The following is a 24,244-nucleotide window of genomic DNA, read 5'->3' as shown; positions in this document are numbered from 1 at the left end:
CTCGAATGAGAAGGCAGCCGTTCAACTTATTCAGAAAAAACTGTTATTGTTAAGCGAAAAAGCTGACAAGTCCAAAGGCAGTCACGACGGAGATTGCAACCATCACAAGACCGGGGAGTTGGAATGAATGGTTGAGAATGTACTTGCCGATGTAAGTCGTACCTGAACGGTCCATACCCACTGCAGCCAGAGCCGGACCTGTTGTCGGAAGAATAAACAGGCAGTTAACGGCCGGGAACATAGCGATAAGATACCAGGGGTTAATACCCAAAGCAAAACCTAAAGGCATAATGGCACGAGTTGTAGCGCCCTGGCTGGCCAGAAGAGCTGACATACCGGCCAAAATGAATGTGAAGAGCCACGGAGCTACCTGAGCCAAAGAACCGGCAACCTGCATGAATACGTCTTTATTGGCAGCAATAAAAGAGTCGGACATCCATGCCACACCGAAAACGCAAGTGATAGAAACAACGCAGGCTTCCATTACAGGGCTCTTGACGATTTTCTTAACGTCGGGTTTGCAGAAAAGCATCATAAAGGCGCCTGCAGCAAGCATAACGGCTTCAATGACAAGAGCCATACCGACAGCCTTTGTTCCACCGGGCAAAACTCTGAGATTCGGGAAGAAGCCGGCTAAAACGATGACAACGATAGCACCGAAGAAAATAAGCACGGACCAAGCAGCCTGAGGAGGAAGCTTTCTGTCGGAAAGCTTTTCGGGAGGAAGAACGAGGCCGGCCTTAAGACGAGCTTGATAAGCCGGATCATTCTTGAGATCTTTGCCGAAGAATGCGCAAATGATAGATCCGAGGATGACACCGATCAAACAGGCCGGGAATGTGATCATAAGAATCTGACCCAATCCGATATCGCCGTGACCGTTTTGTGCAAACAAGCCGATCATCGCAGCCATAGCAGCGGCAATCGGGCTGGCTGTAATACCAACCTGACCGGCGACTGCCGTTCCGGCCATTGCGGGTTCAGGACGAACACCCGCGTTATAGGAAACTTCATAAACGACAGGAAGAAGAGCATAAACAGCGTTACCTGTACCGGCGAAGAATGTCAGGAAAAAGCTGACGACCGGAGCAACCACTCCGACCATCTTAGGTTTGGCACGAATGATTTTTGCTGCGAATCTAACGAGAATGTCCAAGCCGCCGACAGCTTCCATGCAGGAGGCGGCCGTACAGACGGCCAAGATGATCAGCATAACGTCGATCGGGGGCGCCGTCGGGAAGACGCCGAAAACTACAGCTAAGACGATTAAGCCGAGACCGCCCCAAAAACCGAGGGCCAATCCGCCATGCCGCACGCCCATGAAAATCGCCAGGAATACGATTGCAAGTTCTATTAAGGTGACCATATTTGTCGAAGCAATCGAAAAGACTTGCTTCTCCTCCGTGGGTTAAAAGTTATGTAATGAGATTGATTGGGAAAACTCATACCACTATCGGTTTTCCCTTCATTCATGGTCAAAGTTTTTAAGCCTTTCGTCATTTTTGATAACCGAAAATAAGGTATTCGGATAAATTTGCTTTATGGCGAAGGACAGTAAGACAATTGATCACGAAAGCAAGCTCAGATTAAATTCACGAAGAAATACTCAAAAGAAGCGTTAGCTGAATTAAGGATAAGTTAAAGAAATCTAAATCTATTTAGTCCGACGAATAATTTGTCGAATGGGAGAGCGGGGCCAAGCAACGTGCAGCTAAAAATTACCTCAACGACTCAAAAGTTAAACTTACATCGTCACTGCATTACGTCCCGCAATCCTTCCAAAAACAAAGGCAGAAGTTAATGCAACACCGCCTAACCGATCATGTCCATGAGGACCGCCTGATGCTTCACCGCAAACATACAATCCGGGAATAATTGAACCATCAAGTTTCACAACTTCAGCATTTTTATTTAACTTGATTCCACCGCAGCAAAAATGGACAGCCAGTTTTTCTTTGCCGAAATAAAAAGGCGGTTGATTAATTTGTTGAGTAAAAACCTTTTTGCCAAAAATCGGATCCATTCCTTCGGCAGAAAACTTGTTGTAGCTTCGAATTGTTTCTTCTAAGTTTTGTATAGGAACGCCCATGGCTTTTGCCATTTCTTTAATCGTAGAAGCCTTTTTTACAGTACCGTTCATTAATTTCACACCAAGGCTGGCTCCTTTTTTAGATTGGGAATCTGTAATAGCCCACATTTCCCGCTTGTCCTGTTCCAAAATCGCGTTGGAAACATCTCGCCAGGAAGCCGCTTCATTTACAAAACGGAACCCTTGGTTGTTGACGTAAATGTCTGCGCCTACATAATCAAGAAGACGGCCGCCCCAGAAAGGTATGAGCTGAAGGAATTCCGCATCCTTGGTTGCGGCGCCTAATTTCTGAGCCATTATCAGACCGTCCCCGGTGGCACCGTCAAAGGATTTTCGATTCGGATTTGCCGTCGTCGGGAATTCAGACCCTAATCTCGGATCAAATTTGCTCCTTAATTCGACATTGGCGGTGAAGCCGCCTGTAGCAAGGATAACTGCTTTTGCAAAGAGATCGGTTATTGAACCATCGAGGTTTTGAACGCGAATTCCGATAACTCTCTCGTCCTTTTCTATTAGGTCTAAAGCTTTTGTGTTCAACGCCAATTTGGCGCCCATTCGTTTTGCCGAGGAGAGCAACGCCATCACATAGTCGTATCCGGCTCGCACAAAATTCGTTATATGGCTGCGAGGATGAAGACCGGCGACAGTTTGATATATATTACCGTCCCACTTAACACCCATCTTTTCTAACCAATAAACGGTATCTTCGGAATTCTCACAAACGATTTTTGCAAGCTCTACATCATTCAGGTAACCGCCGACCTCAAGCATGTTTTGGAGCATAAGAGAAGGAGAATCTTCAATGCCGGCTCTTTGCTGTCTCGGCTTGTCCACAGCTGCAACGTAGCCGGTCGATAAGATGGAATGACCTCCGACAACAGGAGATTTTTCAAGAATGAGAACATTTCCGGCGCCGGCCTCTAATGCAGAGCAAGCTGCTGCAAGACCTGCGACTCCCGTTCCGACAACAATGACATCCCAATCTTTTACTTCGGAAGCAAAAGCGGGTATGCCGGAAAGAAGCATAGAAGCAAGAAGGTTTCTCCTGGACAGCATCAACGATCCTTATCTTTTACTGCATTCAGCTTATGAAGGGCCTCTATAGAGGAGTGCACGGACATTTTCTCAAAAGCATTGGCCCGGTGCATCTTTACGGTCGCCACAGCAATATCCAAATCTGAGGCGATTTCTTTATTGGATTTGCCGCCGGCTGCGAGCTCAAAGATTTCTTTTTCTCTAGGCGTCAGAGATTTGAAAGCTTTTATTACTTCTCGATCTTCGAGAGATGCTCCGAAATTATCCAGACTTAATCGACATGCTTCTTCGATAGTCTTATTGAATTTCAGTGGATTCACCGGTTTTTGGAGAAAATCAAAGGCACCTCTTTTTAATGTATGCACTGCTGATTCAACGTCACCGTGGCCGGTAAGAAAGATAATGGGAAGAGCTTTCTCTTTATCATTAATAAGTTGCCTTTGAAGTTCTAAACCGGTCATCCCAGGCATCCGCATATCTAGCACGATGCATCCGGGAACCTTGAAGTTTTCTTCTTGTAGGAAATCCTGAGCAAGAGAAAAATCTCGAACCTTCCAGCCCATCATTTCCAGCATTAACTTCATAGAACGAAGAAAATCCTTGTCATCGTCGACGAGGCGAACAATGACTTTGTCCTGAAGTTCGGGGGTATCTAAAAATTCGGACACGTTTCCTCCTTAGACATGCAGCTGATCGATTCTTAATGAGGCGATGACACCGCCTTTATCTCGTCCGGTGAAACCCAAATCGGCCCCATGAAGATCGGCAATGCCTCTAATGATCGACAAACCTAGGCCGAGGCCGTCCGGCTTGACGCTTTCTCCTAAAGATACCAATCTCGATAAATCCTTGTCAGTCATGAGGTTCCCCGAATTTTCTACTAACAGAATAAAGCTCTTGTTATCGTTTGATAAGGAGAGTTCTACTTTCAGAATCGGACTTCCTTTTGCTGTGTTTGAGACGGCTTCCTGGGCCCCATTTCTCAGGAGATTAAGTATCAGTAGTTCTAACGAAAACGGATCTGCCAGAACAAGGGCTGTCTTAAGCTTTGAGTTAAATGAAATTTTTACTTTTTCTATATCCGGCTCTGTTGCCTCCAAGCTCCTTATCGCTTTTTGCGTGATGAGAACAAGGTCGGTTTTAATCTGAGGATTCTGCTTTTGTTTTGCGAAATTCCTAACAGAATTCACCAAAGTATTCAAGCGAGAAACTTGGTTTTCCATATTTTCAAAAACATCTTTGGAAAAAGCGTCGTTATCGTTTTTTCTATCCAAATACATCTTGAAAATCTGTAAGTAATTCGTCAGAGTTGCGATTGGCTGCTTGGCCTCGTGCGCAATAATCGTGCCCAACTGGGCAATAATTCCGTTTTTTTCCAATGTTGCGAACTTTTTGCGCTCTTCTGCCGCTTCTCTATCAGCTTCCTCTTTTGCTTTTAAAGCATCGGAGAGCTGGCGAGTTCGTTTGTTAACTAAACGACGTAGATTAAACTCGTTGAAGATAAGAAAAAGCAAGATACCGACAAAGGCGATGATTTCGGTTTTATACCGTTTTGCCAATCCGGTTAATGAGTTATCTCTGAGGTATGAGTAGGGTCCGAGCCGGAGCTCCCGGAGAAGTTTACGGATGGAATACTGATCATTCTCTACAGACCAACGTGAATGATCAAAAACCGGCATAGAAAGAAGGGCAACAGTCACTTCTCTAACTAAAGGCTCCGGAACACCTTGAAGGCTGACGAAAGACATGTCGGAGTAAAGCTGGGTAGATCTCGCACAATGAATTGGAGATAAGTCATCCGTCTTTTTGTTAATCACACGAAGGCTGCCTTTTTCGATCATCCCTAAAGCCTCCGCCTCTTCCAAAATGCATGTCGAAAGAATGCCGACATCGGAAGATCCGCTGAGGACTGAATTTAGTACATCAGGTACCTGGAACTGTGTAAAGTTTTTTGTTTTAAAGAAGTTGTCCGGATCGAATCCGTGCTCCTTAATTTCCCCGAGAGCGGCAAGCCAGCCCCCCAAGGAATCGGGAAGGGAGGCTGCGCAATTTTTGCCTCTTAAATCTTTGATACTTTGAATATCATTTCGCTCGGCACGAACAACGAATGTACTTCCGACGGTTTTTGCTGGATCTTTTGTACCGTCGAAAATCCGACTTGCTAGGTGCGTGAAGGGAATGCCTCCTGAGAGTTCTACAAAGAAATTACTTGGCGCGATTAGAAAATCTATCTTTTCTTTCTTAATGTCTTCCTGAGTATCTACGGAGGATATCGGCAATAACTCAAACCGATAATTTGGAATCTTTTTCTGGAGATACTCCAGAGTTTCTTTCAATATTGAAGATTGATGGTAAAGCTCAAGCCCCTGCGCGTATCCGATTTTGACGGTTAAACCTTCATAAGCTAAGCAAGGGACGCTGATCACAAGGATCAGAACCCATAGAAAAGTACTCAGTAGTTTCTTGAGATTCATAGGCAAAATCCGAAAGGAGGCTTTTTAGTCTCCCTTCGGAATTGTGGATCAAGGTTCTTAGAACTTAATCTTACTTGTTCAGTGACTGGACGGCACGTTCGGCAGCTAACTTACCGCTGGTCATAGCCCAGGCCATGTTGCCTCCGGGAGGGGAGTCATCGCCCATAGCGCCGCCGACGAGTTCACCTGCTGCAAACAAACCTTTTATCGGCTTGTTGTTCTCATCCAAAACATTGAGGTTCATGTCAGTGACCACACCGCCCATCGTTGTAGCAAAACGAGGCTGTTGTTCAACGATGTAGTAAGGTCCTTTATCAGCAATGACTTCTTTCATGAACTTGGCCGGACGATTGAAGTCTGCGTCTTTGCCGGCTTTCACGAAACCGTTGTAACGAGCAACTGTCTTGAGAAGTTCTGCGCCGTTAACACCGGCTTTCTTAGCGACGGCAGGAATGCTGTCAGCTTTAACAACGATCGGATAGCCTTTGCCGTCCTGGGCGAGCCACTTGTCCATGTCACCTTTGCTGATGCCGGTAATGGAAAGTTTGGTCAGGAAAGCATCGTAAGAGGGCTGAGCCATCAGGATGAAGAGCTTGCCGCCTTGTTTAACTTCTTCATTCTTAATGTTGTGGTTCGTGTCGAGCTCGCTGATGACGCGCTTACCGGCTTTGTTGACCATAATGCCGCTGTGGTCCTCAAAGGCTGCCTTGTTAGACCAAATGGTGGACTTAGCAATTCCGGGAGCGACTTCCATGCCGTTCGGGTAGATCTTGCCCAGATCCATCATCTGAGTCTTGGCACCGATCTTCATCGCCATTTGGTGGCCTTCACCGTTGGAACTCTTTACACCATAGTAGAGAGAGTTCTTAAGGCTGCCGGCAAGCATCGACTTATTGGCACCGAAACCACCTGTCGTCAAGATAACCACAGGAGCCTTAATGGTGTAGTGGATGCCGTTGTCGCCTTCCGCTTTGACACCGACCACGCGGCCATTGTCAACGATGAGTTCTTTCGCCGGAGTAGCTAAAAGAACTTTCGCGCCAGATTTTTCAACAGAAGCTTTGAAGTTACGAGTTGCACCCTGAGCACCGTCAACCCAACGCATGACGCGAGGTTTGCTGTGTTCAGCTTCATTGGTGAAACCTGCTTTTGTATTTAGTTGCATTCCGCCTTCGGTCGTTGCCCAATCAACCATGGGGCCGACGTTGTTGACGTAAAGCTCAAGCATTCTGCGGTCGTTCAGATTGTGGCCGTTTTTGATGTAGTCCTCGGTCATGATGGCAGGAGAGTCATCTTTAACACCGGCTTCTTTCTGGATCTTAGAACCCTGAATCACAACCGTGCCGCCGTTAACCGCTGCAGCGCCCCCAGTAAAAGGCATCTTTTCAATCAGAATGACTTTCTTGCCGAGCTGGCTTGCACGGATAGTGGCAGTCTGACCAGCAGCACCGGCGCCGACGACTGCGATGTCAGCATTCAAAGTTTCATTTTTGACGACAGCTTTCTGTGCTTTGGCTTTGGAAAGTTCGTCAACATTGCCGCCGGCTTGTTTCACGCAGGCAGCAACAGCTGCGAGGATTGCGTGACTTGTGATGGAGGCGCCGCTCACACCGTTCAGAGCCAGACTTTGGCTATCAACGATTGCTTTAGGAAGTTTTTCGATGGCAATAGAACCGATTCCCGGTGTTTCTTTGTTTGCACCGATCTTGACGGATTCGATCGCATTCTTGGTAAAGGTCACCGTGACCGGAACTTCACCGCCGTTGCCTTTCGAAACGGCTGTGTAAGTTCCCGGATTGAACGTTGCTGCCTGGGCTGCCCCAGAGAGTGCAACAACGCTCAATGCGGAGAGAAATACTAATTTATTCAGCATGTTTGTTCCTTGAGAGGAGGTTCTCTTAAGAATTATTTAGCCGGGTACATGGCCTTGTGAATGGAATTCAGGATCTGTTCGGCTTCTTCACTAGGGATCTGGCCCGGAGCGGAAGGTTTGCCGCCAACCATGCAGAAAGTGATGTCGGAACCTGTGAATTCACCGGTCATGCGGCTTAAGACGCCATCTTTGCCCATAGCCATTGTGAGCATCGGTTTGCGGGAGAAGTAATTGCGTGTCTTCCAAGTTGCGTTCATCAGGTTGAGTGCGTCACCGGTGTTGTGGGCCATTACAGCAATCTTCAGAATGTCGGAGCCTAATTGTTCCTGAAGGAGAAGACGACGAATGATTTCAGCTTCAGAGGGAGTCCATCCGAATTCGTGGTCGCTCATCACAACTTTGACGCCTTTTTCTTTGGCTTTTTTCACGATCTGCTTGCAGATATCGGCGTTGCGGAACATTTCGATGTCGATAAGGTCAATCTTGCCATTGTCGAGAACGTCAAAATAGAAGTCTCTGTAGTATTCGTCGGAAACGTGTCTGCCGCCGCCTTCGGTCTTGTCGCGGAAGGTCATGAGAATCGGTTTGTTCTTGACGATTTCATAGACCTGCTTAGTGAGCTTGGCAAATTCTTTACCGGAAATTTCACCGATGTAGTCAGGGCGGAGCTCGATCATCTGAAGTTCAGGACGACTGTTGTAGTCCTGAACCAACGCGATGAAAGCTTCGGGCGTCTTAGCAGTCGTGGAAGCAATGATCTTAGGACGGCCTTCACCGATTCTGACGCCCTTGATTTCCAAGACTTCAACAGGTTCTTTGTCCCAGCCGGGTTCGTGGTTCAGGGTGTCGACCGGCATCATCTTTTCATTGCCTTTCAATTTTGTGCTGGCAAAGGCAGAGGCAGAGAAGGCAGCAGCCAAACCGCCGATGCCGGATTGAATCATGGTTCTTCTTTTCATATTTCCTCCGAAACAGATTGAATTGAGATTCGATCAATGAAGTCATTGTTGACTTTTTCCGGAGGATCAAAAACGGATCAATGGCGGTTAAATCCATCCCACGGGATGTATTCGAGAGGTATAAATGCGGGAATGGGTTATAAGTGTTTTCCCCTAGATTCTTGGTTTTTCTAATCACCAGCAGTTGAAGTCCCGCACGGTGTCCCAGGCAATTTGCTGTAATTTTTTACCGGTTTCCCAAGTCACCACCAAATCATCAAAACGACCATAGAAATCGCAATCCGTCGGAGCGATTCCTGTCAAGGACGCAAAAAACACCGCTGCCTCTAAATAAGTTCCGGCTACCGTCGGATGTCTGTTATCAGATCGAATGAGCTCAATCTCGGGAAAATCTTTCGAGGATCGTTCAAATGCCATGCCACAGGGTATGACGGAAGCAGAATTTTCGTTAGCCACTTCAATCGTTGCATCGGCTAAAAGACTGGTCATCTCAGGTTTGTTTTTGTAGGCCCAGGTCATCATAAAAAACGGTTTGGCGCCGGCTTCACGAATATCCTGACAATGTTTCCTAGCCGACTCCCGAAAAAGCTCTTTTAGCTCCGGATGAATCGGCCCTTGACTCGAATCTTCTAAAACAACGGCATCAAAGATCTTTCCGTCTGGATAATCCAAGAACGTTACTTTGTTCGTACCGTCGCTCGCGATTTTGTAGCTTCTTAGAGCATTCGGTCGCAAATAACTCTTCACGTCGTGCCAATACAGGCTAGCGCCTCCGATACCGACAAGCGTGATGACGAGATCTCGGTGTTTTGCTTTTGCAAAACCGTTTATCATTCCGTTAACACCGCAGTTATAGAACATGAAAGAGTTACCAACAAGAAGAACATTTTTTATGCCGACCGGCTTATCAGTCATTAACGGTTTCATAACGCATTTATGGAAGATGTTGAAAAATTTAGATGCAGGATTATCCCTCCGTCACTATTTTTTTTACGGCCGTTCTGCAGCGTTTCGCCGGGAGCTTCTTCATGAATCTGAAGTAGAGGAACGTCAGGCAGATCGAAGTCACGAGCCAACTGAGCGGGTAGACCATCATCAAAATTTCATAGGTCGGCTTAGCCGCGAACACCGAATACACCCAAACGATTCGGATGGTACAAATGACCACTACTGTGATGATGGCAGGCGGCAGGGAATAACCGTAACCGCGCATTGAGTCGGAAAGAACTTCCATAACGGAGTTCAAGGGTTCGGGAATCACGACCCAGAGCAGTCGAATCATACCCAAAGAAATAATCTCTTCGGATTGTGTGAAGAAACCAAGCAAATATCGGCCGAAGCCATAGATCAGAACGCTCAACACCACCGTGATGCCGATATTCAAGGCCATGTTGACGCGAGTAATTCGTTTGCAGCGTTCCAGATTGCCGGCGCCGTAGTTCTGGCTAATGAATGTTGTTGCTGCCAAACCGAAACCGTTAATCACGCAGTAGCAGTTAATCTCGATCGTAAAGGCTGCAACGGAGGCCGCCATTACATCAGCACCCAGCGAGTTGATGGCGCTCTGGATAATTAAGTTAGAAAGGGAGAAAACCGAACTCTGCAGACCGGCAGGCCAGCCGATCTTGATCATGGAGCGCAAGGCCTTCTTGTCCATCTTGAATAAACGATTCGGATAAAGGCGGAGCGGCCCATCTGTGCGCATGAGCTTATAAACAAGGATGCCGGAAGCCAACAAGTTGGCTAAAGCGGTCATCAAAGCCACGCCGCCGATGCCCCAGTCGACAACAGTTACGACGAATAAGTCTCCCAAAGCGTTAAAGACACTGGCGATGCACAAGGCCCATAAAGGCGTTTGTGTATCTCCCTGGCTTCTCAAAACTGCTGACAGGAAGTTGTAGATGGAAATGAAGGGCATGCCCAGCAAATACATCTGAAGATAAATCTCAGAGTGACGAACGACGTTCGGCGGCACTTGCATCCATACCATCAAGATGGAAGAACAAAGCTCGCCGATTATCATCGCGATAACGCCGAAGATCACAGCTGTGGCAAAAGCAGTATGAACAGCTCTGGACGCGTCATCGTATTTGCGCATACCCAAATACCGTGCGACTACGACGTTTGCGCCGATGGAAAGGCCAATACAGAAGGCAACAATCAGGCCCACGATAGGAACGTTCGTGCCGACGGCTGCCACTGCCTCATTAGAAACAAAATGTCCGAGGACCGCAACGTCTGCAAGGTTATACAGCTGCTGTAAAACGCCGGTCAGGGCTAGGGGAATTGCGAAAACAACCATCTTGTCCCAGATAGTTCCGTTAAGCATGTCGATATTCTTGCTAAAGATAGCCATGACCGATCCTTATTCTTATAGTTGGTTTGATTTCTTATTCACCAAATAAGAATACTCCTACAAACACAAAGCCTGCGCAGTTTTAGTAAGGCGCAGGCTTAAGTGTCTTCAATTAGGAGAATCGGACAAAGATTGTCAGGCTTTAGGCTGAGGCACAGTCTCTTCTCGAATTTTGACGGTAGGCAGATCGCCTTCGAATTTTTCTACTTCGACAAGTCCGGAAGAGGCTACGTTTCCGCAAGCCAATTTGGATGTCGGGACATCCATAGTCAGCGTGTTGGCATTGCCGTGAACGTCAAGCGTTGAACCGTCTTCCTGCTTTTGCGGCTCGAACCATCCTCCGTGACGAATAAGAACAACATCTTTTCTGACCTTATCGGTAACAACGGCGCCGGCGAGAACGTTTCCACGATCGTTGCGAACAAGAACGACATCACCGGTTTGAATTCCTCTCTCGGCAGCGTTATCGGGATGAATCCATATCGGCTCTCGATCTCCGATGTTATGCGAGGCTGTATGTGTTGTTCCGTCTAACTGACTATGAAGTCTGTGAGCGCTTTTGCCAGACATGTAGGCCAGCGGATACTTCTTCTTATTGTTTAAAGATTCGCTCGGCTCAAAATAACTCGGATATCCGCGGCAGTCGTCATAACCGTAACTTGCGATCCTAGGACTAAAGATTTGGATTTTGCCGCTCTCGGTCCTAAGAGGATGGTTTGCAGGATCTTTTCTAAATTCCTCAAAAGCTACGAACTCCTTGCTCGTTTCATCTTCCGGATAAAAAACGATGCCCTTTGACCAGAACTCTTCGAAGGTAGGGAGTTGGATTCCGGAGCTTAAGCCTCGATTCTTTGCTTCTTGGTAGATCGCCTGAATCCATCCGATCTCATCTAGACCAAGAGTAAATTCCTGCTCCACTCCCATACGACGAGCCAATTCTGAATAAATCCGGTAATCGGAACGAGATTCACCAATCGGCGCAATCATTGCGTGGTTTGCTGCTATGCCGTCGTTCGTGTAAGTGCCGATCGGACAGATGTCGTTGTGCTCAAACACGGTTTGTGCCGGAAGCACAATATCCGCATGACGAGCGGTAGCCGTCATAAAGCAATCGGTGACGACGATGGTTTCCGGTTTCTTCCAAGCAGAGAGAAGGCGATTCGTTTCGGGCTGATGTGCAAAAGGATTGCCGCCCGTCCACATCACCATTCGGATGTCAGGGTAAGTAAGTCTTTTACCGTTATGTTCGATCGTCTTTCCGGGGTTCAGGAAACAATCCGCAAACCGCATAACCGGAATATAAGCACTTCCTTTCCAAGGCTTTAATCTCGGAAGCACAGGTTCTACTCGAGACGCTAAGCCTCCGATCATCGGGCCGATATGGAAAGGGCAGCCGCCGGAAGAATAGTGGTAGTTCGTGCCCACGCCTCCGCCTGGCAACCCGATTTGCCCCAGCATGCTTGCCAGGGTGAATGCCATCCAATGCGGCTGCTCGCCGTACTGAATTCGTTGTATGCCCCATCCCATAATGATCATGGTGCGGTTGTCCGCTAATTCATGAGTTAAGGAGTGGATTTTGTCAGTAGGGATACCGGTAATTTCTGAAGCCCATTCAGGCGATTTAGGAATTCCGTCTGACTTTCCGAGAAGGTGGTCCTGGAAGACCTCAAATCCGGAAGTACAGTTTTGAAGGATGTTCTTATCCGTTTTGCCTGAACATTCGAGTTCATACATCATGCCGAGCATTAAGGCGCAATCTGTTCCGGGCTTGGGTGCGATCCATTCGCTGCCTAAAAACTCGCCGGTTTCTGTTCTAACCGGATTGATGTCGATGGTTTTGATATCGGAATCTTTAAGTTTCTCTAAATAAGGAAAGTAGTTATGCAGTGTCGTGGACCAGTCGATGTCATTCGTCACAATCGGATCCGCGCCCCAAAGCACAATACGTTTGCTGTTTTTAAGAACAACATTCCAATCCGTCGACTGAGGATCGCCTGTTCCTATAACATAAGGGAGTATGGTTCCGATCGCGGCAGTGGAATAAGAATTGACGCCCGAAACATAACCGCCGCAAAGACTTAATAATCTTCTTTGAAGCGTACTAGCTGAATTCACGGTACCCGGAGACTTCCATCCGTAGGATTGACCGAAAATAGCGCTCGGACCGTACTCTGAATAAACACGTTTAAGTTCGGAGGCAATCAGATCAAGCGCTTCGTCCCAAGAAACACGAATCCATTTACCCTCTCCGCGGCGATCTCTTGAGGCTATCCCTTCTTTAAGGTAACTTTCGCGCACCATCGGATAACGAATCCGAGAAGGTGCATAAGGCAGCTCCGCCAGAGCATTTAAATTCGGAGAAGGGTGCCAGTCCTCCGGAACCGGTTCAAGTTTAGAAATCTTTCCGTCTACAACGATCGTCTCCACAACTCCCCAATGAGTTACGGAAGTTCCTTCTCGGATGTCGGAGCCGGGTTTGTCAGAGATGCTTTCGGTCATACAAACATGCTTTCTGTCAGTCGAATAATCGTATTGTGCTTTGAATGCCTGAATGTTTGCTGATTAATCGGAGAAATAACATTCTGAAACTTTTTCAAATGCAAATCATTCTCAATACTTAATAAAATTTTAAGCAGTCGCTCCTAAGCTCGACCTGAAGATTCTGTATTTCTCCTTGTATTTTGGTGAGTGTCAGATGTTGGAATATGAACTTAAAAAGTTAAATCTCAGCGAAAAACGCGAACAGCAGCTCAAACTTCCTTATATCGCTAAGGATGTTGAGACGATTCGCATCATGACCGAGATTTACTGCCACGCTCATCACAACACCAAAGAAGGGCTCTGTCCTGAATGCGAGGAGTTCTATTTATATTCCGTGAAAAGACTGGCTTGCTGTCCGTTCGGAGAGAAGAAGCCCGTCTGCGCAAAATGCAATATCCACTGCTATGGGAAAGGATACAAGGAGAGGGCCAAAGAAATTATGGCTTTTTCCGGTCCGAAGCTGCTGCTCAAGCATCCCATTCTTTCGATGAGGCATATCTTGGCGCTCTTCCGCGAACCTCCGGAAAAACCAACTGCAGCCAAACCGCGCCCTTTAGCAAAAGAAAAAAATTAAGCTGCCGGAGTTTTTCTACGGCAGTCCTCTAATTATTAATAGCTAATATTATTTTTTAGCGTCTTTCATCACGGTTTCACCAGCTAATTTGCCGTTGACCAAGCAGTCCATTACTGCATTTGCACCAATTCTGACCGCACCGTGGATGCCGCCTGTACACTCACCGGCTGCATAAAGTCCGGGAATCGGTTTGTCGTCAACAACTGACAAGACACGGGTCGAAGTGTCCGTGGCGATGCCTCCCATCGTATGGTGAATCTTCGGGCTCATTTCAGAGACGTAGTAGGGCGCATGCGTCAAAGGCTTGATGTCCTTATCGAGTTTGCGTCCGAATTCCGTATCTTTTCCGCTTTCGATGGCCTTGTTGAATTCGGCAAAGGTCTGTTTGAGAGCGTCGGGACTGATACCGTAGGCCTTGGCCAAGTCATCGAGAGTTGCGTATTCCTTAACCGCACCGTTCTTTCTCAAGATATCCATGGCGCCGGGACGCACTTTGTTGAAAGAGGCAACGCCGACAGAGTCCGTAACCGAGATTGTCTTTCCACCGGCATCCAGCACTTTGAAAATAGCATCGGTGGTCGTTTTGCGATCACCGAATTCGTCGGTGAAACGCTTGCCGGTCTTGGTGTTGATCCATAAACCGTACAGAGAGCCGCCGACGCTGGCAAAATGCGAGCCCATACCCATGCCTTCTTCGTCCGGCGAAGTGTTCGGCAGGAACTGAATCCAGTCGGCCTGGATGATATTGGCTCCGATTCGGCTGGCTTCACGCATCAATTCAGCTGTAGCGCCCGGTTGATTCGTCGTTTTCAGATTGCCGGTTAACTTCGGATCGAGACGAGTTCTATAACCCACGTCAGCCGAGAAGCCGCCGAAGGCGAGGATCACACCGTCTTTGGCCTTGATCTCAACTGGTTTGCCGGAATCTTCTTTGCCGAACTTGTAATCTTCAAGAGCCGTGACACCGATGACTCGACCGTCTTTATTCTTATCTAAACGAATGACCTTCATTCCAGTCAAGACAGGAACACCGAGTTCCTTGAGTTTTTTCATGAACGGGATCAAGATGCCTTGGCCGGTGCCTTCTTCAGTAATCAGGCAGCGGCGAGCAGAGTGTCCGCCTTTGCCGGTTAAGTCGGTGCGCCAAACAACGCCTTGTTTCTTGGTCCACTCAAATGTCGGAGCAGCGTGTTCTGTCACGACTTTAATGTGTTCAGGATCGCCTAAACCTAAGCCGATGCGTTTCATATCGGCAGCGAGCTTAGCCGGTGAATCTTCGATGCCTTGTTCTTTCTGGACGGAGGAGCCAGGAATAGCCATCATGCCGCCGGAGCGAGAAGAGTTGCCGCCGGCGACCTGCATTTTTTCCAGAACGGCAACTTTTGCTCCGTTTTCAGCCGCCGAAATGGCAGCGGCTAGACCGGCAAATCCTGAACCGATGACGATCACGTCATATTCAGGTGCTAACTTTTGTGTCTGTGCGAAAGCGATAGAAGGGAGGGCCGAGCAAAGTGCACCCGACACCATTACTTGAAGCATGCTTCTACGAAAAAACTGCACTTTTTCTCCTTTTTGGTGGTTGTTATTAATGAATTTCTTTGCACGAAATTCTATATCCGACTTTTTCTGATGTAAATGAGTAAATATTTAGAGGGTCAATTGGAGAAGAAAAAACAATATTTTTACCGACCTGAAAATCAAATGGCTTAATGTGGGAATTGGAAGCCGAAAGATATGATCCGAAACCGCAAAATTTTGATGTACAAATTGAACGGCAGGAAACATACTTAAGAACAAAGCGAGAGACGTTTAAAATCAAAGAGCAGAAGCATTTGGAAATGGAAATGAAATACATATCTGGAATTCATGCTTTAAATTTGAGATGCAGTTTGGAGACGTGTGGGGATTGGCACGCCTCTGGAATTCAATGGAAAAATTTGACCGTTCGTGAGTCTTCTGACTCCGTTTTCGGAGATTACGGTATTGAAGACAATTCTTCTGTGCCAGGGCATCCAGGGAACCACAAGGCCGCCAATCATATCCGAGCGCTTCTTGACCTTGTTGCCGATGGGGCCTTCGGTTATGCACAAGGCATGAAAAACGAATTGATTTGCAACGAAAGTTATACGCCTGAAGTCTTTTCCAAATTGCTGCTGCTGAAAAACTCGCCTCGCTGGTTAAAAATCAAAGAATTCATTGGAAAAGAATATGGAGTGCCTTGGCTGCACTTCTTGAGGGAGCATGGATATGACCGATGAAGAAAAAGATTGGCAGACAAATCATGGTAATTTTATTGAAGCCTTTCTACTGTTTTTGAACAAACAGACGGATCAATTCGTTCTTAAAGGCGGGACAGCGTTGTCTCTTTGTTATGGTTTAGATCGTTTCTCCGAAGATATTGATTTGGATGGTCGGAAACAAGACATCAAAGAGATAGTCAAACGGTTTTGCGTGAACCACGGTGTAAATTTTCGAGTTGCAAAAGATACTGCGACAGTGAAGCGCTGCATCATTGACTACGGAAATGACGTACATCCTTTGAAAATTGAAGTTTCATACAGAAATAAAAATCTCGGCCTGGAAGAAGCCTCAAAGGATTGGACACAAATTCACGGTATCAAGGTTTACGGCATTGATGCCTTGGCTCGGATGAAGGCAATGGCTTATCAAGGCAGAGACAAGATAAGGGACCTCTACGACCTCTCTTTCATTGTTAATAATTTTTCTGACGGCTTGTCTCATCAGACTAAAGGTATGATTCGAGATACATTGTCATACAAGGGAATAGAGCAATTCGATTACTTGGTTGCCACACAGCAAGATACTCTTATTGACAAAGATCGGCTAGCGGAAGGTTTTCTAAAGATGCATGAAAAACTTGGACTATTATTAGATGAGGAAGAGCAACAGACAAACGCTAGTCATTGAATAAATAAACTAGTATCTTGTAATTTTAATTAGTTCGTTTTTATGAGGTGATAAAATGAAGAAAATAGGAGCTTCGTTATATCACCTCAATTCAGAGTTACCTTAACTAAAGAGGAAGTTGAAGAGCTTCAAAAAATCAGCAGCACCGGCTCAAGATCAGCCAAAATCGTGCTTTTTGCAAGAGCTCTTTTACTTTTAGATAAAGGTCCTCATACCACAGAGCATTGGACGGTCAATCAAACTTCAAAAGCTGTCGGCTTGTCTGAACGTACGCTAAATCACTTAAAAGAGAAATTCGTTTCTCAAGGTTTGGATGCCATTATCCGGCCGCGGCCTACAGGAAAAAGTAAGAGACCCGTGATTTTTGATGGCGCTTTCGAGGCTAAGTTGACCCAGCTTGCCTGCAGCGAACCTCCCGAAGGGCGGACACGGTGGACGATGAGGCTTCTGGCAGACAAACTCGTCGAATTGGAGATCGTGGAAAAGATTTCGCCGATGACAGTACAAAGGGTTTTAAAAAAAACGAATTTAAGCCTCATCTGAGTGAATACTGGAAAATTCCGCCGCATCACGACGCCGAGTTCGTGACCTGCATGGAAGATGTGTTGGATGTTTATCAGCGTCCTTACGATCCGTCATATCCGGTTGTTTGCATGGACGAGTCGCCCAAACAGCTTATAGGAGAAGTCCGGGGGCCGCTGCCGACGAGGCCGGGGAGTATCGAGAAAGTTGATGATGAATATGTCCGTTTAGGCGTAGCCGAATTATTTTTGGCTGTAGAGCCTTTGACGGGAAAGATGATTGCCGAAGTTGAAAACAAACGAGCCAAGAAAGATTGGGCGCAATTCATTCGTGATTTAGTTGATATCCATTATCCGACAGCGAGGAAAGTGGTACTTGTGATGGATAACCTGAACACTCATAAACTTGCGTCGCTTTATGAGGCATTCGATCCGGAAGAAGCGCACCGGTTACGCGATAAGCTGGAGCTGCACTACACGCCCAAGCACGGTTCCTGGCTTAATGTAGCGGAGATAGGCTTTAGCATATTGAAGCGACAATGCATTCCGTTTAGAGTCGCCGATATAAACGTTCTCCGGAACACCGTTAAAAGTTTTATTACGCAGAGAAATGCTGAGAAAAGAGTCGTTAATTGGCAATTTACAACTGGCGACGCTCGCATAAAGCTCCGACACTTATACCCGGAGCTTTAAGCGAAAATATTATTGTTACAAGGTACTAGCCATGCTTATTCTGCATCGGATGATGGAGAAAATTTCTGGGAAATTCATTTAGATATAGTTTCAGATTCACGTTAACGCGACAAGAAAAATTAGCCGTTTTTGAAGAGTTGAGGAAACTACTTAGGCAAAATCTAAAAAATTTATATTTCAACTGAAGTTTTGGCCGCTTCTTTTGGACATAATGTCATGTTGGAGTTCGACACCACCCGTCGAACAAAATTTTGTTCATAGCCTCGTTAATGAAGAGTTAATAAAGTCATGGAAACTATCCTGAAATCCCTCCCGATCGGTGAAAAAGTCGGTATTGCTTTCTCCGGCGGTCTTGACACCAGCACAGCTTTGCTCTGGATGAAAAAGAAAGGCGCTTTCCCCTGCGCTTACACTGCTAACCTTGGTCAGCCTGATGAGGACGATTACGAGGCAATTCCTCGAAAGGCTATGGACTTCGGTGCTTCGATCGCCCGTCTGGTTGACTGCCGTGAACAGTTAGTCGCCGAAGGCATCGCTGCGATTCAAAGCAACGCTTTCCACATCACAACCGGCGGCGTTACTTACTTCAACACCACTCCGCTCGGACGTGCCGTTACCGGCACCATGCTTGTCAACGCCATGCGCGAAGACGGCGTCAACATTTGGGGCGACGGCTCTACATACAAAGGAAACGATATCGAACGTTTCTACCGTTACGGTTTAGTTGCCAATCCTGACCTCAAGATTTACAAACCTTGGCTTGACGTTGAGTTCATCAGCGAACTGGGCGGCCGCGCTGAAATGAGCCAGTTCTTGGCCGACAACGGTTTCGGCTACAAGATGAGCAAGGAAAAGGCTTACTCCACCGACTCCAACATGCTCGGCGCAACACATGAAGCCAAAGACCTCGAACACCTCGACAGTAGCATGAAGATCGTTGAACCGATCATGGGTGTTCCGTTCTGGAAAGAAGAAGTCGACATCAAGCCTGAGAAAGTCACTGTTCGTTTCGAAGAGGGCATTCCTGTTGCCCTTAACGGCAAAGAATACGACGACAAGGTTGAACTGATGCTCGAAGCCAACCGCATCGGCGGCCGTCATGGCCTCGGCATGAGCGACCAGATCGAAAACCGTATTATCGAAGCCAAGAGCCGCGGTATTTACGAAGCCCCGGGAATGGCATTGCTCCATATCGCTTTCGAACGTCTCGTCACCGGCATCCACAACGAAGACACGATCGAACAGTGGAGAATCAACGGCATTAAACTAGGCCGTCTGCTTTATCAGGGCCGCTGGTTTGACCCGCAAGCCATCATGCTCCGCGAAACTGCTCAGCGCTGGGTTGCTCGTGCAATCACAGGAGAAGTCGATATCGAACTTCGCCGCGGCAATGATTACACGATCCTTGATACACGTTCCCCCAACCTGACATATGAACCAGAACGCCTCACGATGGAAAAGGGCGATTCGATGTTCACAGCCTCTGACCGTATCGGCCAGCTGACCATGCGTAATCTCGACATCGTCGATACACGCAACAAGCTTGGCATTTACTCCAAAGCTGGTCTTATCGGCGGAAGTTCCAGTTCCATGCCTCTTCTTAAAGGCACGAAAGACAACGACTAACTTTTAGTTTTTTGAAAAAAATCCTTCTTGAGTTTGTGGCTCAGGAAGGATTTTTCTTTTTTGGAACGTCTAGGTATAAAGATGTTTCCTTGCCTTCGGAGGCCCCTTAAAAACTAAGAGAATCGTAATAACCTGAAAAAAGGATGGAAGCTCTTAAAAACAAGGCACCAAAGACTGCAAAAATCGCACCGCCTGTTATCGCCTTTTGGCTTCGAGTAATAAGATTGATCAGAAGAGGCAGAGCAGTACCGAAAGTGATTCCCCCGATCCAAAACATCAAGGCCTGGTTCCCGCTAATAAGAGCCTCTGCGCCCGCTCGAGCACCTATGGAAGCAGAACCTAACGCTACATAAACAAAGGAGAAAATCGCAAAGAGCTTAGCTGTATCAACCCAAACAGATGTTCTGGAACACCAGCCGACAGACTTGTGATCAACCAATCCCATTGCCGACATCAGTTCCAACATGGCGATGGAACTCGTCAGGCCGGACATAATCCAAAGAACGGGGATAAGAGACGAATTCCACAGTGAAACTCCGACAGCCTGCGTGAGAAGGAATCCGGAATAAATAGTGCTGCAAACACCGAGAACGGAAAAGACTGCATTAAATCCGTTGGACTGAGCTAATTTTTGCCATTTTGAGCCTTTAAATATAATTCCGGCACAAATCATGGAATAAAACACAGAGCCGACGCTAAGCAGGGAAAGAAGAACAATTCCGATCATCATCCAGGACTGGAAGTTGAAGGAGAAGTCCCGGAGGGCATAAAAAATCACAAACGGAAGGTTGCTGAGGCGTCCTAAATGACTGGTCACCAATGCTAAACCTGCAATTCCGCAGAACGTCAGAACATAAACAAAATTCTTTTGCCGAACCCAATAGTTAATGAAAAATCCCATTCCGGATAACCCGATGAACCAGAGGAATAAGGCAATCGTCCATCCCCAATGAGTTGCCTGAAGCTGAGGAGTAAGTGTGGATAAATCAATCATTTTTGCACCACTACAAAGAAATTAGGTTTCGTGCCTTTGTTCGGCATAAGGAGTTCGGTACGACAGGAAGCGATCTTCTTAGAAATTTCGCTTTGCGGATCTTTCACATCTCCGAAGAAACGGGCTTGAGCCGGACAAGCCTGAACACAAGCAGGTTGTTCTCCCTGTTGAATCAATTTCAAGCATCCGTCACTCATGCATTTCATGGGAAGTCCGTTATCCGGATGAGACCAGCGGGCATCATACGGACAGCTCGCTACGCAGTAGTTGCAGCCAACGCATTTGTTCGGATCATTGCGAACCAAACCGTTTTCGTCGTAGTAATTAGCACCGAAGGGACAAGTCTTAACGCAGGGAGCGTCCGAACAATGCTGACATTGAACCAGCAGATTTACAGGTCTTCTTTCTTCCGAGCGAAAAACGCGAATATTAGAAGCAAGCCAGTCGCGGCCCGGAATAGAGCGATTATGCATTTCGGGAAAGTTGGTCTGAGAACAGGCCACAATACAGGCTCCGCAGCTGATGCATTGTGTAGCATCAAAAAGATGCGCTAATTGTTTTTTCTTTTCGACCATGATTTAGCCTCTCAATTTGTTGATGCGTACGGCACTGTTATTGGCAACCGTTCCGAAAACGGGCTGTGCATAACCTTTGGCGTACCAGTGAGAATTAATCCCTTCTTTAATGAACTGATAATCGGGGTGATCAGCCAAGTGCTTGATTCGATTACCGCCTGAAAATCCGAAAGCGAAGAGTGATCCTGATATAACTTTCTTCGTCACAGTAATTTGAGCATTCCCTTTATAGGCCGTATCAATACCTTCAACTTCGACGGTTTCACCATGAGAAATGCCCAGTCTTTCTGCATCTTCCGGGTTCATCCAAACAGTACGGTCTCCAAGATATTTAGAAGGAAGAGCAAACATACTGAGACCGGAGCAGGAAGTGCAGTTTTTCCCGGACACTAAAATAAACTCGTTACTGTTTCTCTTCGGCGGAGTAAAAGCCGGTGCAGGAATATGTGCCGTGAAAGGAGGAATTCCTCGCACATATGCGGGTTTTTCGAAACTCTTGAAAGAATAAATTTCAACTTTGCCGGAAGGCGTTCCGAAGGGTTTCTTATAGGGATAGACGCCGTACTCTTTAATCTTAATCGTCGACCAGCCTTTCGTTCTAATGTCCTCGTGAATCCGACGAGACCAACCGGGCTTGACTTTGTCGCATTCTTCCAAGAGCTGGGCATAGCCTCTCTTTGTGAATGCGTCAAAGTAAGCATTGAATTCTTCAGCTGTTTTGCATTCCTTGTATCCGACTCTTGCAGCTCTTTCCGGGAAAGCTCTTCTGAGGATCTCTAGCAGAATCCACACATCGTGACGGGCCTCGCAGCCTTCAGGAGGACTCAGTTGAGGATCGGAAAGATAAATCGATCCGTCTCTTGCCCACTTTACGCCCGACATTTCCATTCTTTCCATGAAGTACGTAGAAGGAAGGACATAGTCAGCGTAATCGCAAATCTCTTGAGGGAGAACGTCTTGAACGACACTAAGTTCAAGTTTTTTAAGCCTTTCGGCAAGCTCCTCAGAATTTGCTTCTCTTTGGAACATCGTTGTGCCCACAAAGAAGGCTGCCTTGATGGGGTAAGGTTTTCCGGTCAGAACAGCTTCCATAGCCACTTTGAAAGTGCCCTCGGCTTCCGGATAGATGATCTTATCGATGCGCTTTTCTTTAGCCATCCTCCAAGTTTCCCCATTCGGACCTTTTCCTTGGGAGACACTCGGAATCTTCAGACCGGCAGCAGCCGTAACAATCATTCCGCCGGGTATATCGATGTTGCCGTTAAAGGCGTTTGCGATCGAGACTAAACGATAAACCTGAACATCTGTACCATTTTTAGAGGTATACCACCCGTCATCAATTACCCCCTTGAGATTGGTGAAATCTCGAGCAATTCTGCGAATCATATCGGCGGGTATACCGGTAATTTCAGAGCTTTTTTCGGGGGTATAAGGAGCAAGCGTCTCTTTAATGATGACAAAAGCGGTTTTAACCGGGCAGGAAGATCCATCTGCAAGCTTGACAGATCCGCTCATATTCAGGTCAGCCTTGAAGGAAGAATCCTCATCAAAGGCGGTCGGTATGCCTTTATCATTTCTTAGAACGCCTCTGAAAGAGAGGCGTCCGTCGGGGGAGGCGACGACATATTTCGTTTTATCTCCACCCTGAATGACCTCAGCCTGAGTAAGGGGCTGGCCGTTTTCTTTGATCAGGTAAGCTCCGTTCGTCCCTTTCTCAATAAAGTCCAGATCAGCCGTGTTTGTACGGAGCATTTCATTGATCAGAGCTGAAAGAAAAGCGTCATCTGTGCCGGGACGAATAGCAACCCATTCGGCATCGCCGTAGGTAATGTCCGGCATTTTCGGATCGATAGCAACGACGCGAGCCCCTTTTGCTCTGGCGACATTCAAAGTATGAAGAGCCCCCATCGAAGCTCCCATAGTGCGTCCGATCAGGAGGAGATAGCGCAGATTTTCGTAGTCAGGTTCTAATTTCCCCGCACCGCTGAAGCCGGTACCGAAAACCCAGTTGCGCGCATTTATACCCGCAGCGTTGCAGGAAGATTGGTGTCCGATGTTATTGGGAGAACCTAGCGGGAAAGTCAGCCATTTGCTCATTCCCTGAAAATTATGAGATGTTGTTGTGATGCAGCTTTCACCATACTTTTGGACAAGATCTTTAACTTTGGCGCCGATTTCGTTTAGAGCCTCGTCCCAAGTAATTTCTTTAAATTTACCTTCGCCTTTTTCCCCGATACGTTTTAAGGGTTTGCGAAGACGGAGAGGGTGGTTCCAGATCCACATCGCGCCGGCAGAACGGCCGCAGTAACCTTGCTGAGGATGTCCGGGGTTCGGAAAAATTCGAACGGTTTTTTCTGATATCGGTTCGCCTTCTTTGCGCATCGCTAAGATGCCGCAGTAAGCACCGCACATTGTGCAGGCGACCGGATGTTTGGACCATCCTTCTTTTTCTAATTTTGCAATTTGTTCCGCAAATGCATGGTTCACCAGAGAGGGAGCGGATGCCGCTGCTGCTGAACAGGCTGTTCCCTTAATTAATTTTCTTCTGGTCATCGAAAGATTAACGAAATCGACTGACATTATTTTTGTCCTTTTAATAATGGGGGTTTGTCCCTAACGCTCTGGCATACTAGGCTTCTCGAAGAATTTGAATAATCGGAAAATCCCCTTATACCGTCTGAACTAGACTGCCGATTTTTAATCCGTTAGCTGCATTAATATGTCGTAGACTAATATTATTTTTTATAATAAATCAAATAATTAAGTAGTTAAAAATTTCATTACCCCGGTATCATCCTGTCACAATCAGCAACATATCAGATACAGCTTGAAATAATGGGTTACTAAATAAGAAAAAGACGGGGATTTTTGAACAATTTCTGAACTAGGAATATCCTCAAAATTCAATCTCTGGAACCCCGGTAGTTGTCAAGCACTTTAGGATAAAGTTTTTCTTTAGTCTTGCGAAGCAAGACCTGTTTCCATATTTTTTTTGGTTGTCTAGGT

19 protein-coding genes are annotated in these 24,244 nt (G+C 46.8%); 6 read left to right on the top strand and 13 right to left on the bottom strand.

Annotated elements, in window-relative coordinates; all coding sequences use genetic code 11:
* Nucleotides 1–49: 49 nt before the first annotated feature.
* From ACZND6_RS10515 to ACZND6_RS10475, 9 genes are all read right to left on the bottom strand, one after another.
* Nucleotides 50–1,366 (bottom strand): anaerobic C4-dicarboxylate transporter family protein, encoded by a 1,317-nt coding sequence (locus tag ACZND6_RS10515; RefSeq protein WP_489524643.1) that lies wholly within the window; start codon nt 1,364–1,366, stop codon nt 50–52.
* Nucleotides 1,367–1,744: 378 nt separating this feature from the next.
* Nucleotides 1,745–3,145, bottom strand: a complete 1,401-nt coding sequence (locus tag ACZND6_RS10510) for an FAD-dependent oxidoreductase (RefSeq protein WP_281536999.1) — start codon at nt 3,143–3,145, stop codon at nt 1,745–1,747.
* Nucleotides 3,145–3,792 carry a response regulator transcription factor gene (locus tag ACZND6_RS10505; RefSeq protein WP_118631721.1) on the bottom strand — a complete coding sequence of 216 codons (648 nt, stop codon included), beginning with the start codon at nt 3,790–3,792 and terminating at the stop codon, nt 3,145–3,147. Before ACZND6_RS10505 ends, ACZND6_RS10510 begins: the two co-directional genes overlap by 1 nt.
* A gap of 9 nt (nt 3,793–3,801) precedes the next feature.
* On the bottom strand, nt 3,802–5,598 hold the full coding sequence (locus tag ACZND6_RS10500; RefSeq protein WP_300874628.1) for a sensor histidine kinase: 1,797 nt from the start codon (nt 5,596–5,598) through the stop codon (nt 3,802–3,804).
* A gap of 70 nt (nt 5,599–5,668) precedes the next feature.
* The gene (locus ACZND6_RS10495; protein ID WP_489524642.1) at nt 5,669–7,471 is read right to left on the bottom strand and encodes an FAD-dependent oxidoreductase; all 1,803 of its coding nucleotides are present in this window, start codon (nt 7,469–7,471) and stop codon (nt 5,669–5,671) included.
* Nucleotides 7,472–7,503: 32 nt separating this feature from the next.
* On the bottom strand, nt 7,504–8,430 hold the full coding sequence (aroD, locus tag ACZND6_RS10490; RefSeq protein ID WP_021868070.1) for a type I 3-dehydroquinate dehydratase: 927 nt from the start codon (nt 8,428–8,430) through the stop codon (nt 7,504–7,506).
* A gap of 174 nt (nt 8,431–8,604) precedes the next feature.
* Nucleotides 8,605–9,345, bottom strand: a complete 741-nt coding sequence (locus tag ACZND6_RS10485; protein ID WP_300874619.1) for a DUF4886 domain-containing protein — start codon at nt 9,343–9,345, stop codon at nt 8,605–8,607.
* Nucleotides 9,346–9,397: 52 nt separating this feature from the next.
* Nucleotides 9,398–10,786, bottom strand: coding sequence for an MATE family efflux transporter (locus ACZND6_RS10480; protein WP_300874616.1), 1,389 nt, complete (start codon nt 10,784–10,786; stop codon nt 9,398–9,400).
* A gap of 135 nt (nt 10,787–10,921) precedes the next feature.
* Nucleotides 10,922–13,285, bottom strand: a complete 2,364-nt coding sequence (locus tag ACZND6_RS10475; RefSeq protein WP_293738062.1) for a molybdopterin-dependent oxidoreductase — start codon at nt 13,283–13,285, stop codon at nt 10,922–10,924.
* 196 nt (nt 13,286–13,481) lie between these two features.
* On the opposite strand from ACZND6_RS10475, the gene ACZND6_RS10470 reads away from it, so the two are divergent.
* Nucleotides 13,482–13,901, top strand: a complete 420-nt coding sequence (locus tag ACZND6_RS10470; protein ID WP_155165998.1) for a nitrous oxide-stimulated promoter family protein — start codon at nt 13,482–13,484, stop codon at nt 13,899–13,901.
* A 48-nt stretch (nt 13,902–13,949) separates the two neighbouring features.
* On the opposite strand, the gene ACZND6_RS10465 is transcribed toward ACZND6_RS10470, so the two are convergent.
* Complete coding sequence (locus ACZND6_RS10465; protein WP_141555109.1) at nt 13,950–15,461, bottom strand: FAD-dependent oxidoreductase; 1,512 nt, start codon at nt 15,459–15,461, stop codon at nt 13,950–13,952.
* 149 nt (nt 15,462–15,610) lie between these two features.
* Between ACZND6_RS10465 and ACZND6_RS10460 the strand changes: the two genes are divergently transcribed.
* The 5 genes from ACZND6_RS10460 to argG all read left to right on the top strand — a co-directional run bounded on the left by ACZND6_RS10460 (nt 15,611) and on the right by argG (nt 19,669).
* A complete protein-coding gene (locus tag ACZND6_RS10460; protein WP_008810103.1) occupies nt 15,611–16,159 on the top strand; it encodes a hypothetical protein in 549 nt (182 codons plus the stop codon).
* Nucleotides 16,149–16,829 carry a nucleotidyl transferase AbiEii/AbiGii toxin family protein gene (locus ACZND6_RS10455; protein WP_244862379.1) on the top strand — a complete coding sequence of 227 codons (681 nt, stop codon included), beginning with the start codon at nt 16,149–16,151 and terminating at the stop codon, nt 16,827–16,829. Before ACZND6_RS10460 ends, ACZND6_RS10455 begins: the two co-directional genes overlap by 11 nt.
* A gap of 168 nt (nt 16,830–16,997) precedes the next feature.
* Complete coding sequence (locus ACZND6_RS10450; protein ID WP_489524641.1) at nt 16,998–17,372, top strand: helix-turn-helix domain-containing protein; 375 nt, start codon at nt 16,998–17,000, stop codon at nt 17,370–17,372.
* On the top strand, nt 17,261–18,043 hold the full coding sequence (locus ACZND6_RS10445; RefSeq protein WP_489524640.1) for an IS630 family transposase: 783 nt from the start codon (nt 17,261–17,263) through the stop codon (nt 18,041–18,043). Before ACZND6_RS10450 ends, ACZND6_RS10445 begins: the two co-directional genes overlap by 112 nt.
* Before the next feature lie 288 nt (nt 18,044–18,331).
* Entirely contained in the window at nt 18,332–19,669 is a 1,338-nt protein-coding gene (gene argG, locus ACZND6_RS10440) for an argininosuccinate synthase (protein WP_008810105.1), read from the top strand.
* A 106-nt stretch (nt 19,670–19,775) separates the two neighbouring features.
* On the opposite strand, the gene nrfD is transcribed toward argG, so the two are convergent.
* Genes nrfD through ACZND6_RS10425 form a run of 3 tightly spaced genes read right to left on the bottom strand, consistent with a single transcriptional unit; the run spans nt 19,776 to nt 23,818 of the window.
* A complete protein-coding gene (gene nrfD / locus ACZND6_RS10435; RefSeq protein WP_293738059.1) occupies nt 19,776–20,663 on the bottom strand; it encodes an NrfD/PsrC family molybdoenzyme membrane anchor subunit in 888 nt (295 codons plus the stop codon).
* Complete coding sequence (locus ACZND6_RS10430; RefSeq protein ID WP_008810107.1) at nt 20,660–21,238, bottom strand: 4Fe-4S dicluster domain-containing protein; 579 nt, start codon at nt 21,236–21,238, stop codon at nt 20,660–20,662. The genes nrfD and ACZND6_RS10430 overlap by 4 nt, the downstream gene beginning before the upstream one ends.
* 3 nt (nt 21,239–21,241) lie before the next feature.
* Complete coding sequence (locus ACZND6_RS10425; protein WP_489524639.1) at nt 21,242–23,818, bottom strand: molybdopterin-dependent oxidoreductase; 2,577 nt, start codon at nt 23,816–23,818, stop codon at nt 21,242–21,244.
* Between the last annotated feature and the right edge of the window lie 426 nt (nt 23,819–24,244).

The sequence above is a fragment of the Parasutterella sp. genome, assembly GCF_057870745.1.
The sequence above is the reverse complement of the archived record's forward strand: the minus strand, read 5'-3'. Positions and strand labels throughout refer to the sequence as shown.

Excerpts from the sequence above, each read along its gene's own strand:
- ACZND6_RS10515 (WP_489524643.1), bottom strand. The coding sequence starts at position 1,366 with ATGGTCACCTTAATAGAACTTGCAATCGTATTCCTGGCGATTTTCATG.
- ACZND6_RS10510 (WP_281536999.1), bottom strand. The coding sequence starts at position 3,145 with ATGCTGTCCAGGAGAAACCTTCTTGCTTCTATGCTTCTTTCCGGCATA.
- ACZND6_RS10500 (WP_300874628.1), bottom strand. The coding sequence starts at position 5,598 with ATGAATCTCAAGAAACTACTGAGTACTTTTCTATGGGTTCTGATCCTT.
- ACZND6_RS10495 (WP_489524642.1), bottom strand. The coding sequence starts at position 7,471 with ATGCTGAATAAATTAGTATTTCTCTCCGCATTGAGCGTTGTTGCACTC.
- aroD (WP_021868070.1), bottom strand. The coding sequence starts at position 8,430 with ATGAAAAGAAGAACCATGATTCAATCCGGCATCGGCGGTTTGGCTGCT.
- ACZND6_RS10485 (WP_300874619.1), bottom strand. The coding sequence starts at position 9,345 with ATGACTGATAAGCCGGTCGGCATAAAAAATGTTCTTCTTGTTGGTAAC.
- ACZND6_RS10480 (WP_300874616.1), bottom strand. The coding sequence starts at position 10,786 with ATGGCTATCTTTAGCAAGAATATCGACATGCTTAACGGAACTATCTGG.
- ACZND6_RS10475 (WP_293738062.1), bottom strand. The coding sequence starts at position 13,285 with ATGACCGAAAGCATCTCTGACAAACCCGGCTCCGACATCCGAGAAGGA.
- ACZND6_RS10470 (WP_155165998.1), top strand. The coding sequence starts at position 13,482 with ATGTTGGAATATGAACTTAAAAAGTTAAATCTCAGCGAAAAACGCGAA.
- ACZND6_RS10460 (WP_008810103.1), top strand. The coding sequence starts at position 15,611 with ATGTGGGAATTGGAAGCCGAAAGATATGATCCGAAACCGCAAAATTTT.
- ACZND6_RS10455 (WP_244862379.1), top strand. The coding sequence starts at position 16,149 with ATGACCGATGAAGAAAAAGATTGGCAGACAAATCATGGTAATTTTATT.
- argG (WP_008810105.1), top strand. The coding sequence starts at position 18,332 with ATGGAAACTATCCTGAAATCCCTCCCGATCGGTGAAAAAGTCGGTATT.
- nrfD (WP_293738059.1), bottom strand. The coding sequence starts at position 20,663 with ATGATTGATTTATCCACACTTACTCCTCAGCTTCAGGCAACTCATTGG.
- ACZND6_RS10430 (WP_008810107.1), bottom strand. The coding sequence starts at position 21,238 with ATGGTCGAAAAGAAAAAACAATTAGCGCATCTTTTTGATGCTACACAA.
- ACZND6_RS10425 (WP_489524639.1), bottom strand. The coding sequence starts at position 23,818 with ATGTCAGTCGATTTCGTTAATCTTTCGATGACCAGAAGAAAATTAATT.